Genomic DNA, 13,873 nt, shown 5'->3' with positions numbered 1-13,873 from the left:
TAACCCGGCACCAGTGACCTGTTTGAGCGAGAGTTACTCGTCTTCCAGCTCGATGTTGATACCCAGCGAACGAATCTCTTTCAACAGTACGTTGAAGGACTCAGGCATACCCGGTTCCATCTGATGGTTGCCGTCCACGATGTTTTTATACATCTTGGTACGACCGTTCACGTCATCAGACTTAACGGTGAGCATTTCCTGCAGGGTGTATGCCGCGCCGTATGCTTCCAGCGCCCACACTTCCATCTCCCCGAAGCGCTGACCACCGAACTGCGCCTTACCACCCAGCGGTTGCTGAGTAACCAGGCTGTAAGAACCGGTAGAACGCGCATGCATCTTGTCATCAACCAGGTGGTTCAGTTTCAGCATGTACATGTAGCCAACGGTAACCTGGCGCTCGAATTGCTCACCGGTACGACCGTCGAACAGTGTGATCTGACCGGAAGTCGGCAGGCCACCCAGCTGTAACAGTTCCTTGATTTCAGACTCTTTCGCACCGTCGAAGACCGGCGTTGCGATCGGCATACCTTTGCGCAGGTTTTCTGCCAGACGCAGAACTTCCTCATCGCTGAAGGTGCTCAGGTCCACTTTCTGACGAACGTCAGCGCCCAGATCGTATGCACGCTGGATGAATTCGCGCAGTTTCGCGACTTCTTGCTGCTGTTTCAGCATGGCGTTGATCTTGTCGCCGATACCTTTCGCAGCCATACCCAGGTGAGTTTCAAGGATCTGACCGATGTTCATACGAGACGGTACGCCCAGCGGGTTCAGTACGATGTCAACCGGCGTGCCGTTTTCATCGTATGGCATATCTTCGATCGGGTTGATCTTAGAGATAACACCCTTGTTACCGTGACGGCCTGCCATTTTATCACCAGGCTGGATCTGACGTTTAACGGCCAGATAAACCTTAACGATTTTCAGCACGCCCGGTGCCAGATCATCGCCCTGAGTGATTTTGCGGCGTTTCGCTTCGAGTTTTTTCTCGAACTCGTGTTTCAATTCGTCATACTGCTCAGCCAGTTGTTCCAGCTGATTTTGTTTCGCTTCGTCGGTCAGGCCAAGTTCCAGCCAGCGATCGCGTGGCAGCTTGTCGAGCTTGTCAGCTTCAACACCGCCGGAAACCAGCACGCTGTGGATACGGCTAAACAGGCCAGCTTCGAGGATCTGCAGTTCTTCAGACAGGTCTTTCTTCGCCTGTTTGAGCTGCATTTCTTCGATTTCCAGCGCACGTTTGTCTTTTTCCACGCCATCGCGGGTAAAGACCTGAACGTCGATAACGGTACCGGAAACACCGTTCGGTACACGCAGAGAAGAGTCTTTAACGTCAGACGCTTTCTCACCGAAGATCGCACGCAGCAGTTTTTCTTCTGGCGTCAGCTGGGTTTCACCTTTCGGCGTTACCTTACCAACCAGAATGTCGCCGCCGGTCACTTCCGCACCGATGTAAACGATACCGGATTCATCCAGTTTGGAGAGCGCGGCTTCACCCACGTTCGGGATGTCTGCGGTGATCTCTTCTGGCCCCAGCTTGGTGTCACGGGACACGCATGCCAGTTCCTGGATGTGAATAGTGGTGAAACGATCTTCCTGAACCACACGCTCGGAGACGAGGATGGAGTCTTCGAAGTTGTAACCGTTCCACGGCATGAACGCTACGCGCATGTTCTGACCGAGCGCCAGTTCACCGAGGTCGGTGGACGGGCCGTCTGCCAGCACGTCGCCGCGCTCAATTGGCTCACCCAGATAAACACACGGCATCTGGTTGATGCAGGTGTTCTGGTTAGAACGGGTGTATTTGGTCAGGTTATAGATGTCGATACCTGCTTCGCCCGGGTACATCTCATCTTCGTTAACTTTGATAACGATACGAGAGGCATCCACGTACTGAACAGTACCGCCACGTTTAGCGACTGCGGTTACACCGGAGTCAACGGCAACAGCACGTTCCATACCGGTACCAACCAGCGGCTTGTCAGCGCGCAGAGTCGGAACCGCCTGACGTTGCATGTTCGCACCCATCAATGCACGGTTGGCGTCATCGTGTTCCAGGAACGGGATCAGCGACGCACCGACAGAAACCACCTGCTGGGTGGAAACGTCCATGTAGTCAACCTGGTCTGCGCTGAAGAGGCTGGATTCGCCTTTGCTGCGGCAGGTTACCAGATCGTCTACGAAACGACCTTCTTCCGTCAGGTTGGTGTTCGCCTGAGCGATAACGTAGTTACCTTCTTCGATAGCAGAAAGGTAATGGATCTCGTCAGTTACAACGCCGTCGGTTACTTTACGGTACGGCGTTTCCAGGAAGCCGTATTCGTTAGTCTGTGCGTACACGGACAAGGAGTTAATCAGACCGATGTTCGGACCTTCAGGCGTTTCGATCGGACATACGCGACCGTAGTGGGTCGGGTGTACGTCTCGAACTTCAAAGCCTGCGCGCTCACGGGTCAGGCCGCCTGGGCCGAGTGCAGAGATACGACGTTTGTGCGTAATCTCGGACAGCGGGTTGTTCTGGTCCATAAACTGTGACAGCTGGCTGGAACCGAAGAACTCTTTAACGGCTGCAGAGATAGGCTTCGCGTTGATCATGTCCTGTGGCATCAGGGTATCCAGATCGCCCAGAGACAGACGCTCTTTCACCGCACGTTCTACACGAACCAGGCCAACACGGAATTGGTTTTCCGCCATTTCGCCTACGGAACGGATACGACGGTTGCCGAGGTGGTCGATATCATCCACTTCACCGATGCCGTTACGGATACCGATGAGCTTTTTCATCACTTCGATGATGTCTTCTTTGCTCAGGATACCGGAACCTTCGATGCTGTCGCGCAGCAGAGAACGGTTGAACTTCATGCGACCAACCGCAGAGAGATCGTAGCGGTCTTCGGAGAAGAACAGGTTCTCGAACAGGCTTTCTGCAGCTTCGCGAGTCGGCGGCTCACCAGGGCGCATCATGCGGTAAATTTCTACCAGCGCGCTCAGACGATCGTTGGTCGGGTCGACACGTACAGTCTCAGAGATGTACGGACCGTGGTCAAGATCGTTGGTGAACAGGGTTTCGATACGTTTGTGACCAGACTGGCTCAGCTTCGCCAGCAGATCGAGCGACAGCTCCATGTTTGCCGGGCAGATCAGCTCGCCAGTGGATTCGTCAACGTAGTCTTTAGCCGCAACTTTGCCTGCGATGTACTCAACCGGTACTTCAATGTGTTGAATTTCGTCTTTTTCCAGCTGACGAATATGGCGCGCGGTAATACGGCGACCTTTCTCAACATACATTTTGCCGTTTGCTTCGATATCGAAGGATGCAGTTTCGCCACGCAGGCGTTCCGGCACCAGTTCCATCTGCAACTTGTTGTCGCGGATTTCAAAGACAACTTTTTCAAAGAACAGATCAAGAATCTGCTCAGTGGTGTAGTTCAGCGCGCGCAGAATAATGGTCGCCGGCAGTTTGCGGCGGCGGTCGATACGCACGAAGAGGTTATCTTTCGGGTCGAACTCGAAGTCCAGCCATGACCCACGGTAAGGAATAATACGTGCGTTATAAAGCACCTTACCAGATGAGTGGGTTTTACCCTTATCGCTGTCGAAGAAGACGCCAGGACTACGGTGCAGCTGAGAAACGATAACACGCTCAGTACCGTTGATAACAAAGGTACCGTTGTCGGTCATGAGCGGAATTTCGCCCATGTAGACTTCTTGTTCTTTAATGTCTTTAACGGTGCCTTCCGGCGCTTCGCGCTCGTAGATCACCAGACGCAGTTTTACGCGCAGCGGAGCGGAATACGTTACGCCACGGATCTGACATTCTTTAACATCAAAAACAGGTTCGCCAAGACGGTAGCTGACGTATTGCAGTTCCGAATTGCCGCTGTAGCTCTTAATCGGGAACACGGAGCGGAACGCCGCTTCCAGACCGTACTGCCCTTCAGGATCTTGCTCGATAAACTTCTGGAACGAGTCAAGCTGGATAGAAAGGAGATATGGGACATCCAGTACTTGTGGACGTTTACCAAAATCCTTACGAATACGTTTTTTCTCGGTATAGGAGTAAACCATAGGGTTCCTCAGCTCGCTGACAAGTCGACCCACTCTGTCCGTCGAAAGGGACAGTTTATGCAACACTATTTTTTTAGACCGGAAAGTGGAGCACTTTCCGCAATGCTTGTTGCTATCACGCTTAAATCATTTCATTGCGATTTACACAGAAAGAACTTTCTGTCGCAGTATATTAAGTCGTCGATAGAAACAAGCATTGTAAAGGCTACTGGCAGTCAAACAGTGTGAAACGCTACCGGTACCTTCTACAGCGCAAAAAGGCTGGTGACCAAAAAGTCACCAGCCATCAGCCTAATTTCTCAGGCTGCAACCGGAAGGGTTGGCTTATTTAACTTCAACTTCAGCGCCAGCTTCTTCCAGAGATTTTTTCAGAGCTTCAGCGTCATCTTTGCTCACGCCTTCTTTCAGAGCGGCCGGAGCAGATTCTACCAGGTCTTTAGCTTCTTTCAGACCCAGGCCAGTTGCGCCACGTACTGCTTTGATAACAGCAACTTTGTTAGCGCCAGCGGCTTTCAGAATTACGTCGAACTCAGTTTTTTCTTCAGCAGCATCAGCAGCCGGGCCAGCAGCAACAGCTACAGCAGCAGCAGCAGAAACACCGAATTTTTCTTCCATTGCAGAGATCAGTTCTACAACGTCCATTACGGACATAGCGGCAACTGCTTCAATGATTTGATCTTTAGTGATAGACATTTAAATTGTTCCTGAATATCAGAATAAGTTTATACGTAAGCAAATGCTTTATAAAGAAAACTGCGATTAAGCAGCTTCTTTCGCATCGCGTACAGCAGCCAGAGTACGAACCAGTTTGCCAGCAGAGGCTTCTTTCATGGTTGCCATCAGGCGTGCAATTGCTTCTTCGTAGGTCGGCAGGGTTGCCAGGCGATCGATCTGGGACGCCGGGATCAACTCACCTTCAAAGGCAGCGGCTTTGACCTCAAATTTTGCATTCGCTTTCGCGAACTCTTTGAACAGACGAGCAGCAGCGCCCGGGTGTTCCATAGAGTATGCAATCAGGGTCGGACCAACGAACGCGTCTTTCAGGCACTCAAACTGAGTACCCTCAACAACACGGCGCAGCAGGGTGTTGCGAACAACACGCATGTAAACGCCGGCTTCGCGACCTGCTTTACGCAGTTCGGTCATTTTATCTACGGTAACGCCACGGGAATCCGCAACAACCGCAGACAGCGCGCCTTTGGCTACTTCGCTGACTTCAGCAACAATCGCTTGTTTGTCTTGAAGATTTAAAGCCATTAGCTTTGCTCCTGGATGTTTGCCAGGGCTCATGCCCTGGAACTCACTTCACTCTTCTCAATGAAAAGAGCGTCTTAATACGGTGAGCAGAAACAAGCCAAAGAGTACTTTAAAAATAATCTTTAGGTTCTGTCACCGTCTACGCAGGGAATTAAGCTTCTTACGAAACACCTGCGGTCTTCGACGGAGGCCTGGATTAGGCCAGGCTCCAACGAACAAATCTGTTTGTTTGCTAACTTACGCTAGCAAAACGTGGGGGTAAGATTGTAGACAAATCCACCACCCACGTAAAGGCGAATATTAGTTCGCTACTGCGTTCAGACCAGCCTGGTCTACCGCAACACCCGCACCCATGGTGGTGGAGATGCTAATTTTCTTGATGTACACGCCTTTCGCCTGAGACGGTTTTGCTTTTTTCAGCGCAACCAGCAGGGATTCCAGGTTTTCTTTCAATTTGTCAGCGTCAAAATCCACTTTACCGATGGTGGTATGGATGATGCCGTTTTTGTCGTTACGGTAACGAACCTGACCCGCTTTAGCGTTTTTAACCGCTTCAGCAACGTTCGGCGTTACGGTACCAACTTTCGGGTTTGGCATCAGGCCACGCGGCCCCAGAACCTGGCCCAGCTGACCAACAACGCGCATTGCATCCGGAGAAGCAATAACAACGTCGAAGTTCATTTCGCCTTTTTTGATCTGCTCAGCCAGATCTTCCATACCTACCAGTTCAGCGCCAGCTGCTTTAGCAGCTTCAGCGTTCGGGCCCTGGGTAAATACGGCTACGCGAACAGAACGGCCAGTACCGTGCGGCAGTACAGTTGCACCACGTACGTTCTGGTCAGATTTACGCGCGTCGATGCCGAGGTTAACAGCAACGTCTACGCTTTCTACGAATTTAGCAGTGGCCAGCTCTTTCAGCAGAGCAATGGCTTCGTTGATGTCGTACTGTTTGGTCGCATCAACTTTGTCACGGATCACGCGCATGCGCTTGGTCAGTTTAGCCATTTCTTAATCCTCCACTACCAGGCCCATGGAACGCGCAGTACCTTCGATTGAGCGAGTCATCGCTTCAATGTCAGCACCGGTCATGTCCGCGGCTTTAGTCTGAGCAATTTCCTGCACCTGAGCGCGGGTTACTTTGCCCACTTTGTCTTTGTTCGGCTTGCCAGAACCAGACTTGATACCAGCCGCTTTCTTCAGCAGAACTGCTGCCGGAGGCGTTTTGGTAACGAAAGTGAAGGAGCGGTCAGCGTAAACGGTAATAACAACCGGAATTGGCAGACCTTTTTCGATGGAATCAGTTTTGGCGTTAAACGCTTTACAGAATTCCATGATGTTAACACCCTGCTGACCCAGAGCCGGACCAACCGGTGGGCTCGGGTTTGCCATGCCAGCTGCAACCTGCAGCTTGACGTAGGCCTGGACTTTCTTAGCCATTGAAATTTCCTCGTTTGGGTATAGCGCCCCGAAAGGCTCCCCGTGTTTGAATACGTTTTACGGATACGAGACCCATAAAAACAAAAGGCGCGAAATTGTATGTCAATTTCGCACCCTGTGCAACGTTTGATCGCCGAATATTTAGGCTTTTTCGACCTGGCTGAAATCCAGCTCTACCGGGGTCGCACGACCGAAGATAGAAACGGATACTTTCAGGCGAGACTTCTCGTAGTCCACCTCTTCAACCACACCGTTAAAGTCGGCAAACGGACCGTCGCTAACGCGGACCATTTCACCCGGCTCAAACAGCGTTTTCGGACGCGGCTTATCACCAACCTGTTGCAGGCGGTTCATGATCGCATCCACTTCTTTATCGCTAATCGGCGCCGGACGATCGGACGTGCCGCCGATGAAGCCCATTACACGCGGAACGCTGCGTACCAGGTGCCAGCTGGCGTCATTCATCACCATCTGAACAAGGACGTAGCCCGGGAAGAATTTGCGTTCGCTTTTGCGACGCTGACCACCACGGATTTCGACCACTTCTTCAGTCGGCACCATGACTTCGCCAAACAACTCTTCCATATTGTGTAATTTGATATGCTCGCGCAGCGAAGTAGCTACGCGGCCTTCAAAACCGGAAAACGCCTGAACGACGTACCAGCGCTTTTTAGGAGCTTCAGACATCTCAGAACCTCAGGCCAGTGATAAAGGAAACCAGGCGGACCAGAATACCATCCAGTCCCCACAGGATCAGTGACATGACTGCAGTTACGGCAGCCACGATCAATGTGGTGTGCAATGTTTCCTGACGAGTGGGCCAAATCACTTTACGTACTTCGGTTCTCGCTTCACGGGCAAAAGCGACGGTCGCTTTACCCTTCGTCGTCAACAGCGCGACACCACCTGCTGCAGCAATCAGAATAACAACTGCCAGCGCGCGGAGCGGCAGCATCATGTCACGATAAAGATAGTTGCCAACGATAGCCACGAGCAGCAGTACTGCAACAACAACCCACTTCATCGCTTCCAGGCCGCGCCCGCTCCCTTGAGCTTCGGTATTCGCACTCATAAACCAACCTGTCACAAGAATTCAGACAAACATTTTTGCCCCGCATAAGCGAGGCAACCAAACCGAAATGCTCTGGCGAGATTCGGACTAACGCCCTCTTCAGAGCCTGTCTCAGCAATGATTATGACAAATAAAATCACTGATGAGCCAGGTTCTGGTTCGAAAGCGTACAAAAAGGGCATCAAATGATGCCCTCTTCTTGCGCATTGCGTCAAATGTTATCAGCGATTAGCTGAGAACTTTTGCTACAACGCCCGCGCCAACGGTACGGCCGCCTTCACGGATTGCGAAACGCAGACCATCGTCCATCGCAATCGGGTGAATCAGGGTAACAACCATTTTGATGTTGTCGCCCGGCATTACCATCTCCACGCCTTCCGGCAGTTCGATGGTGCCAGTCACGTCAGTTGTACGGAAGTAGAACTGCGGACGGTAGCCTTTGAAGAACGGAGTGTGACGGCCGCCTTCATCTTTGGACAGAATGTACACTTCAGATTCGAATTTGGTGTGCGGCTTGATGGAACCCGGCTTAGCCAGTACCTGACCACGTTCGATTTCTTCACGTTTGATACCACGCAGCAGAACACCTACGTTCTCACCAGCACGGCCTTCGTCCAGCAGTTTGCGGAACATTTCAACGCCGGTACAGGTGGATTTCGCGGTGTCTTTGATACCAACGATTTCAACTTCTTCACCCACTTTGATGATACCGCGCTCTACACGACCGGTAACAACGGTACCACGACCGGAGATGGAGAATACGTCTTCGATCGGCAGCAGGAACGGCTTGTCAATCGCACGCTCTGGTTCCGGAATGTAGGAATCCAGGTAGCCAGCCAGTTCAACGATTTTATCTTCCCACTCAGCTTCGCCTTCCAGCGCTTTCAGAGCAGAACCACGAACGATCGGGGTGTCGTCGCCCGGGAAATCGTACTGGGACAGCAGTTCACGAACTTCCATCTCTACCAGTTCCAGCAGTTCTTCGTCATCAACCATGTCACATTTGTTCAGGAACACGATGATGTACGGAACGCCTACCTGACGGCCCAGCAGGATGTGCTCACGGGTCTGCGGCATCGGGCCGTCAGTCGCAGCAACAACCAGGATCGCGCCGTCCATCTGCGCAGCACCGGTGATCATGTTTTTAACATAGTCGGCGTGGCCCGGGCAGTCTACGTGTGCGTAGTGGCGAGTCGGGGTGTCATATTCAACGTGAGACGTGTTGATGGTGATACCACGAGCTTTTTCTTCCGGCGCGTTATCGATCTGGTCGAATGCACGAGCATTACCACCGAATTTTTTAGCCAGAACGGTAGTGATTGCAGCGGTCAGCGTTGTTTTACCATGGTCAACGTGGCCGATAGTACCGACGTTAACGTGCGGTTTTGTACGTTCAAACTTTTCTTTAGACATCGATTGTCCCTCTAAGACACGGATAAATCGGTGATATCACCACATCAACCAGGCAACATGCCCGACTCGTTGAATGCTAATAACAGAAGAGAAACCAGGGAGGAGAAGTGAAGTGGTGCTGATACCCAGAGTCGAACTGGGGACCTCACCCTTACCAAGGGTGCGCTCTACCAACTGAGCCATATCAGCACGTCTTGGAGCGGGCAGCGGGAATCGAACCCGCATCATCAGCTTGGAAGGCTGAGGTAATAGCCATTATACGATGCCCGCATCCTGAAACTCGGCTACCCAGTACTTTCTGTATTATCGGGAGAAGACACTCTCCCAAAGAGCTGATTCACTACTGACACCAACTCAGGTTACGTTTTAGCGTAACCGAAAATGGTGGTGGGGGAAGGATTCGAACCTTCGAAGTCTGTGACGGCAGATTTACAGTCTGCTCCCTTTGGCCGCTCGGGAACCCCACCGGACTTGATGGTGCCGACTACCGGAATCGAACTGGTGACCTACTGATTACAAGTCAGTTGCTCTACCTACTGAGCTAAGTCGGCATCAAGTAGCGCGCATTCTAGGGAGACAGAGGGATTGATGCAACTAAAAAATTGCACAAAACGTTCTATCGCTCACATTTTGCGCGACAAGCCGAAGAAATGCTGTAATTTCATGCAACACCGTGGAAAAAACCACCATTTTTCATGATTCCTTCCCCTCTATTCTCTCAGCCCAACGCTCTGTTCGATACCTGTGTGGACCTTTGCCAGTGCAGTTGCGCTATCGTGGTGCAAATAAATGATCGCTTAACGCCGATTCCTCAGCGCTAATACGGAATCGTGAAATGGATCACTAATTGCATCTGCGCTATTACATCCCCTGCGGAGGCGTCATCATGAAAATTGTTTTATTAAATGCAGCCACCTTGCCAGTCTATTGCCCGGAACTTGCACAATTATTACTTGATGCATTGCACAGCGGCGCATCTGTGGGGTATCAACGTGCGCTCAGTCAACAGGAAGCTGAAAGCAGCTTTTACCGTTTACGTAGTGAACTGGAAAAAGGCGAGCGACTCATCTGGATTGCGCGGGATGAACAGGGCGTTTCGGGCAGCGTCAGTTTGCAACTCAACATGCAACCTGAAGCCCTTAACCGGGGAAATATCAAACTCCTGCTGGTACATCGCCGCGCCCGCCGCACAGGCGTTGGTAAGAAGCTCATTGCTGAGCTCGAGAAGGCAGCATATGCACGCCAGCGAGGTTTGCTATCACTTGAAGCACTGGCCGGTTCTGCCGGGGAAGCATTCTTTCGCTCGCAAGGATACCGCTGCCTTGGTGAAATACCGGATTTTCTCTGCTCTGCGGACGGTTATTACCACCCGGCAGCCATTTATTTTAAACGCTTATTTGCTGTAAATCAGATGGTTCGTTCTATTGCCAGCTAAAGTGAAGCGCGTGATGCTTTCTACGGAAAGCATCATCTCGACGCGATTTTTCATATTATTCCCTGTCATCTGGTGTTAACCTCCTGCCCATTGATCCCACTTATTTCAATAACGTCGTGCCATAGCATTATCTTTAGAGTCTCTCTCTTACTGCGCGCAGGAAGCCAACGCAGCGAGTGATAATGGCAGGCTAATAAAAGCTTATGAGTAAAAAAGAGCAAACGTTAATGACGCCTTACTTACAGTTTAATCGCAGCCAATGGGCTGCGCTTCGCGATTCTGTCCCAATGACCTTAACTGAAGGTGAGATCGCGAGATTAAAAGGCATTAATGAAGACCTTTCTTTGGAAGAAGTTGCTGAAATATATCTTCCACTTTCCCGTTTACTTAACTTCTACATCAGTTCGAACTTGCGCCGTCAGGCCGTTCTTGAACAATTTCTCGGCACTAACGGGCAGCGTATTCCTTATATCATCAGCATTGCGGGTAGTGTTGCCGTAGGAAAAAGCACCACCGCTCGCGTCTTGCAGGCACTCCTGAGCCGCTGGCCAGAGCATCGCCGTGTAGAACTCATCACGACCGACGGTTTTTTGCACCCAAACCAGGTACTGAAAGACCGTGGCTTGATGAAGAAAAAAGGGTTTCCGCAATCTTATGATATGCACCGCCTTGTGCAGTTTGTTTCAGATATTAAATCGGGCGTGACTAACATCACCGCGCCGGTTTATTCACATCTTATTTATGATGTGATCCCCGATGGCGATAAAACGATCTCGCAACCGGATATTTTAATTCTTGAAGGGTTAAATGTTTTACAAAGCGGGATGGATTACCCACATGATCCACATCATGTATTTGTTTCCGACTTTGTTGATTTCTCGATTTATGTGGATGCACCAGAAGATCTTTTGCAAACCTGGTATATCAACCGTTTCCTGAAGTTCCGCGAAGGCGCATTTACCAATCCTGATTCTTATTTCCACAACTACGCCAAATTGTCGGAAGCCGAAGCAATTGAGATTGCGATGTCATTGTGGAAAGAAATTAACGGCTTAAATCTTAAAGAAAACATCCTGCCAACCCGCGAGCGTGCAAGCCTGATTATGACAAAAAGCGCCAACCATGCCGTGGAACAAGTTCGACTACGGAAATAAATTAAAAGGGAGCATTCATGCTCCCTTTTAATTATTCCGCGCTACGAAGCGATATCTCTCCCCCCACCCAGGGTTTAATAACGCCGTCCTGCTCAAGTAGCAAAGCACCTTGTGAATCAATCCCGCGGGAAATGCCAAAGATCTCTTTTTCACCAATAATCAACTTCACCGGACGATTAATGAAATTATCCAGCGCTTCCCAGCGAGTCAGGAAAGGCGTTAACCCTTCTTGTTCAAAGTGCTGCAAGGCGGTGCGAAGTTCAATGATCAAACGTGCCGCCAGTTGGTTGCGATCAATGCGCACACCGGCTTCCTGCAGATTAATCCAGCTTTGACTGATATCTTCTGCCTGTGTTTTACGCATCACTAGATTGACGCCAGCGCCAATGACAATTTGTGCCGCATCGCCGGTTTTTCCCGTTAATTCGACGAGGATCCCCGCGAGTTTACGATCCTGTAGATAGAGATCATTTGGCCATTTGACGCGTACTTGCTCCGCGCCTAAATCGCGCAGCACCTCGGCCATAACGATACCGATGACCAGGCTCAGGCCAATGGCAGCTGCCGGCCCCTGCTCAAGCCGCCAGTACATGGAAATATAAAGGTTAGCACCAAACGGAGATACCCATTTTCGCCCGCGCCGCCCGCGACCAGCCTGCTGATATTCGGCAACACAGGCGTCGCCGGAGCGTAAGCCATTTAAGCGATCCAACAGGTATTGGTTGGTTGAATCGATCACCGGTAGCACCGCAACAGAGCCTTGTGCCACCTGGCTACTGATAAAGGCCTCGTCCAGCAGCTGAATAGGTTCTGGCAAGCTATAGCCTTTTCCCGGCACGGTGAAAACATCTATACCCCAGTCACGTAGCGTCTGGATATGTTTGTTGATAGCAGCACGACTCATGCCTAAACGCTCACCAAGCTGCTCGCCAGAATGGAATTCGCCATCCGCCAGAATCGAAATCAGCGTTAATGGAACGGTATTGTCTTTCACGCAATAGCCTCCACCGCATTCACCTCGCCAGAAGATCCTATAAAGCGCACTTCCGGTTCCAGCCAGATATCAAATTTATCGCCTACACTCTGCCGAACAAAATGTGCAAGACGCACCACATCTTCGCTCGTTGCGTGACCGGTGTTAATCAGTACTAAAGCTTGTAAGTGATGGACAGCTGCGCCCCCTAATGAGGTACCTTTCAACTGACATTGATCGATCAACCAGCCTGCGGCCAGCTTCACGGAACCATCTTCTTGTGGGTAATACGGTGCATGAGGAAAACGTGCGAGCAGTATGCGAGCTTGCTCAGCCGTGATCACCGGGTTTTTGAAGAAGCTGCCCGCATTCCCGTTCACTTTAGGATCCGGCAACTTGCTGGTACGCATCTGGCAAACGGCATCGAAAACCTGTTGAGGCGTTACGGTTGCGGGGTCCAGACGGGTCAGGTCACCGTAGGTCAAGACGGGTTGCCAGGATTTTGCCAACCGCAATCCAACAGCAGTGATGGCGTAACGATCCTGATATTCATGCTTAAAGATACTGTCTCGGTAGCCAAAACGGCAGGCCTCTGCAGATAAACGCTGCGACTTACCGCTACTGAGTTCCATGCAATCTACATAACTGCACACACGTTGTAACTCAACGCCATAGGCACCAATGTTCTGGATAGGAGAGGAGCCCACACAGCCTGGAATTAACGCCAGATTTTCCAGTCCCGGCATGCCTTGCTCGAGTGTGCACCGTACAAGATTATGCCAGTTCTCTCCCGCACCGACATGCAAAAGCCATGCGTCCGCCTCTTCGTGAACGTCAATTCCTTTAATACGATTGATAATGACCGTGCCGACAAAATCTTCCAGAAACAATACGTTGCTTCCTTCACCGAGGATCAATACGGGTTGCTGGCTTTGTACTGCAGACTGCCACGCATTGAGCAGTTGCTGCGTACTTTCGACACAAACAATTTGGTGAGCCTGGCGATCAATACCAAAGGTATTCCAGGGCTTAAGGGAGAGATTCATTAGCGCTATCCTGATGCAAAAACA

The 13,873-nt window shown here is 51.0% G+C and carries 12 protein-coding genes and 4 tRNA genes; 2 read left to right on the top strand and 14 right to left on the bottom strand.

The features are described from left to right. Positions 1-33: 33 nt before the first annotated feature. From rpoB to M8Q36_RS07105, 12 genes are all read right to left on the bottom strand, one after another. Positions 34-4,062, bottom strand: coding sequence for a DNA-directed RNA polymerase subunit beta (gene rpoB, locus M8Q36_RS07160; RefSeq protein WP_249880438.1), 4,029 nt, complete (start codon positions 4,060-4,062; stop codon positions 34-36). Between the two features lie 324 nt (positions 4,063-4,386). Continuing rightward, on the bottom strand, positions 4,387-4,755 hold the full coding sequence (gene rplL, locus M8Q36_RS07155) for a 50S ribosomal protein L7/L12 (RefSeq protein WP_014882064.1): 369 nt from the start codon (positions 4,753-4,755) through the stop codon (positions 4,387-4,389). A gap of 66 nt (positions 4,756-4,821) precedes the next feature. Then, positions 4,822-5,319 (bottom strand): 50S ribosomal protein L10, encoded by a 498-nt coding sequence (rplJ, locus tag M8Q36_RS07150; RefSeq protein ID WP_002438625.1) that lies wholly within the window; start codon positions 5,317-5,319, stop codon positions 4,822-4,824. A 300-nt stretch (positions 5,320-5,619) separates the two neighbouring features. Continuing rightward, positions 5,620-6,324 carry a 50S ribosomal protein L1 gene (gene rplA / locus M8Q36_RS07145; RefSeq protein ID WP_017460030.1) on the bottom strand — a complete coding sequence of 235 codons (705 nt, stop codon included), beginning with the start codon at positions 6,322-6,324 and terminating at the stop codon, positions 5,620-5,622. A gap of 3 nt (positions 6,325-6,327) precedes the next feature. Further along, positions 6,328-6,756, bottom strand: coding sequence for a 50S ribosomal protein L11 (gene rplK / locus M8Q36_RS07140; RefSeq protein WP_002438627.1), 429 nt, complete (start codon positions 6,754-6,756; stop codon positions 6,328-6,330). Between the two features lie 141 nt (positions 6,757-6,897). Further along, a complete protein-coding gene (nusG, locus tag M8Q36_RS07135; protein ID WP_006816549.1) occupies positions 6,898-7,443 on the bottom strand; it encodes a transcription termination/antitermination protein NusG in 546 nt (181 codons plus the stop codon). Position 7,444: 1 nt separating this feature from the next. Continuing rightward, complete coding sequence (secE, locus tag M8Q36_RS07130; protein WP_003033128.1) at positions 7,445-7,828, bottom strand: preprotein translocase subunit SecE; 384 nt, start codon at positions 7,826-7,828, stop codon at positions 7,445-7,447. A 228-nt stretch (positions 7,829-8,056) separates the two neighbouring features. Then, entirely contained in the window at positions 8,057-9,241 is a 1,185-nt protein-coding gene (gene tuf / locus M8Q36_RS07125) for an elongation factor Tu (RefSeq protein WP_249880437.1), read from the bottom strand. A 113-nt stretch (positions 9,242-9,354) separates the two neighbouring features. After that, positions 9,355-9,430: transfer RNA gene (locus M8Q36_RS07120), tRNA-Thr, on the bottom strand. 6 nt (positions 9,431-9,436) lie between these two features. Then, positions 9,437-9,511, bottom strand: a tRNA-Gly gene (locus M8Q36_RS07115). A gap of 112 nt (positions 9,512-9,623) precedes the next feature. Next, positions 9,624-9,708, bottom strand: a tRNA-Tyr gene (locus M8Q36_RS07110). Positions 9,709-9,716: 8 nt separating this feature from the next. Beyond that, a tRNA-Thr gene (locus tag M8Q36_RS07105) sits at positions 9,717-9,792 on the bottom strand. A gap of 335 nt (positions 9,793-10,127) precedes the next feature. On the opposite strand from M8Q36_RS07105, the gene M8Q36_RS07100 reads away from it, so the two are divergent. Further along, complete coding sequence (locus tag M8Q36_RS07100) at positions 10,128-10,676, top strand: GNAT family N-acetyltransferase (RefSeq protein WP_249880436.1); 549 nt, start codon at positions 10,128-10,130, stop codon at positions 10,674-10,676. Between the two features lie 203 nt (positions 10,677-10,879). Then, positions 10,880-11,830 carry a type I pantothenate kinase gene (coaA, locus tag M8Q36_RS07095; protein ID WP_017460033.1) on the top strand — a complete coding sequence of 317 codons (951 nt, stop codon included), beginning with the start codon at positions 10,880-10,882 and terminating at the stop codon, positions 11,828-11,830. A gap of 31 nt (positions 11,831-11,861) precedes the next feature. On the opposite strand, the gene birA is transcribed toward coaA, so the two are convergent. Beyond that, positions 11,862-12,824, bottom strand: coding sequence for a bifunctional biotin--[acetyl-CoA-carboxylase] ligase/biotin operon repressor BirA (gene birA, locus M8Q36_RS07090; protein ID WP_249880435.1), 963 nt, complete (start codon positions 12,822-12,824; stop codon positions 11,862-11,864). Further along, positions 12,821-13,849 carry a UDP-N-acetylmuramate dehydrogenase gene (gene murB / locus M8Q36_RS07085; RefSeq protein WP_249880434.1) on the bottom strand — a complete coding sequence of 343 codons (1,029 nt, stop codon included), beginning with the start codon at positions 13,847-13,849 and terminating at the stop codon, positions 12,821-12,823. The genes birA and murB overlap by 4 nt, the downstream gene beginning before the upstream one ends. Positions 13,850-13,873 lie beyond the last annotated feature (24 nt).

The organism is Kosakonia sp. R1.Fl, from assembly GCF_023516815.1.
Classification (GTDB): Bacteria; Pseudomonadota; Gammaproteobacteria; order Enterobacterales; family Enterobacteriaceae; genus Kosakonia.
Note: the sequence above shows the minus strand (reverse complement) of the source record. Positions and strands in the feature narration are given on the sequence as shown.

Excerpts from the sequence above, each read along its gene's own strand:
- rpoB (WP_249880438.1), bottom strand. The coding sequence starts at position 4,062 with ATGGTTTACTCCTATACCGAGAAAAAACGTATTCGTAAGGATTTTGGT.
- rplL (WP_014882064.1), bottom strand. The coding sequence starts at position 4,755 with ATGTCTATCACTAAAGATCAAATCATTGAAGCAGTTGCCGCTATGTCC.
- rplJ (WP_002438625.1), bottom strand. The coding sequence starts at position 5,319 with ATGGCTTTAAATCTTCAAGACAAACAAGCGATTGTTGCTGAAGTCAGC.
- rplA (WP_017460030.1), bottom strand. The coding sequence starts at position 6,324 with ATGGCTAAACTGACCAAGCGCATGCGCGTGATCCGTGACAAAGTTGAT.
- rplK (WP_002438627.1), bottom strand. The coding sequence starts at position 6,756 with ATGGCTAAGAAAGTCCAGGCCTACGTCAAGCTGCAGGTTGCAGCTGGC.
- nusG (WP_006816549.1), bottom strand. The coding sequence starts at position 7,443 with ATGTCTGAAGCTCCTAAAAAGCGCTGGTACGTCGTTCAGGCGTTTTCC.
- secE (WP_003033128.1), bottom strand. The coding sequence starts at position 7,828 with ATGAGTGCGAATACCGAAGCTCAAGGGAGCGGGCGCGGCCTGGAAGCG.
- tuf (WP_249880437.1), bottom strand. The coding sequence starts at position 9,241 with ATGTCTAAAGAAAAGTTTGAACGTACAAAACCGCACGTTAACGTCGGT.
- M8Q36_RS07100 (WP_249880436.1), top strand. The coding sequence starts at position 10,128 with ATGAAAATTGTTTTATTAAATGCAGCCACCTTGCCAGTCTATTGCCCG.
- coaA (WP_017460033.1), top strand. The coding sequence starts at position 10,880 with ATGAGTAAAAAAGAGCAAACGTTAATGACGCCTTACTTACAGTTTAAT.
- murB (WP_249880434.1), bottom strand. The coding sequence starts at position 13,849 with ATGAATCTCTCCCTTAAGCCCTGGAATACCTTTGGTATTGATCGCCAG.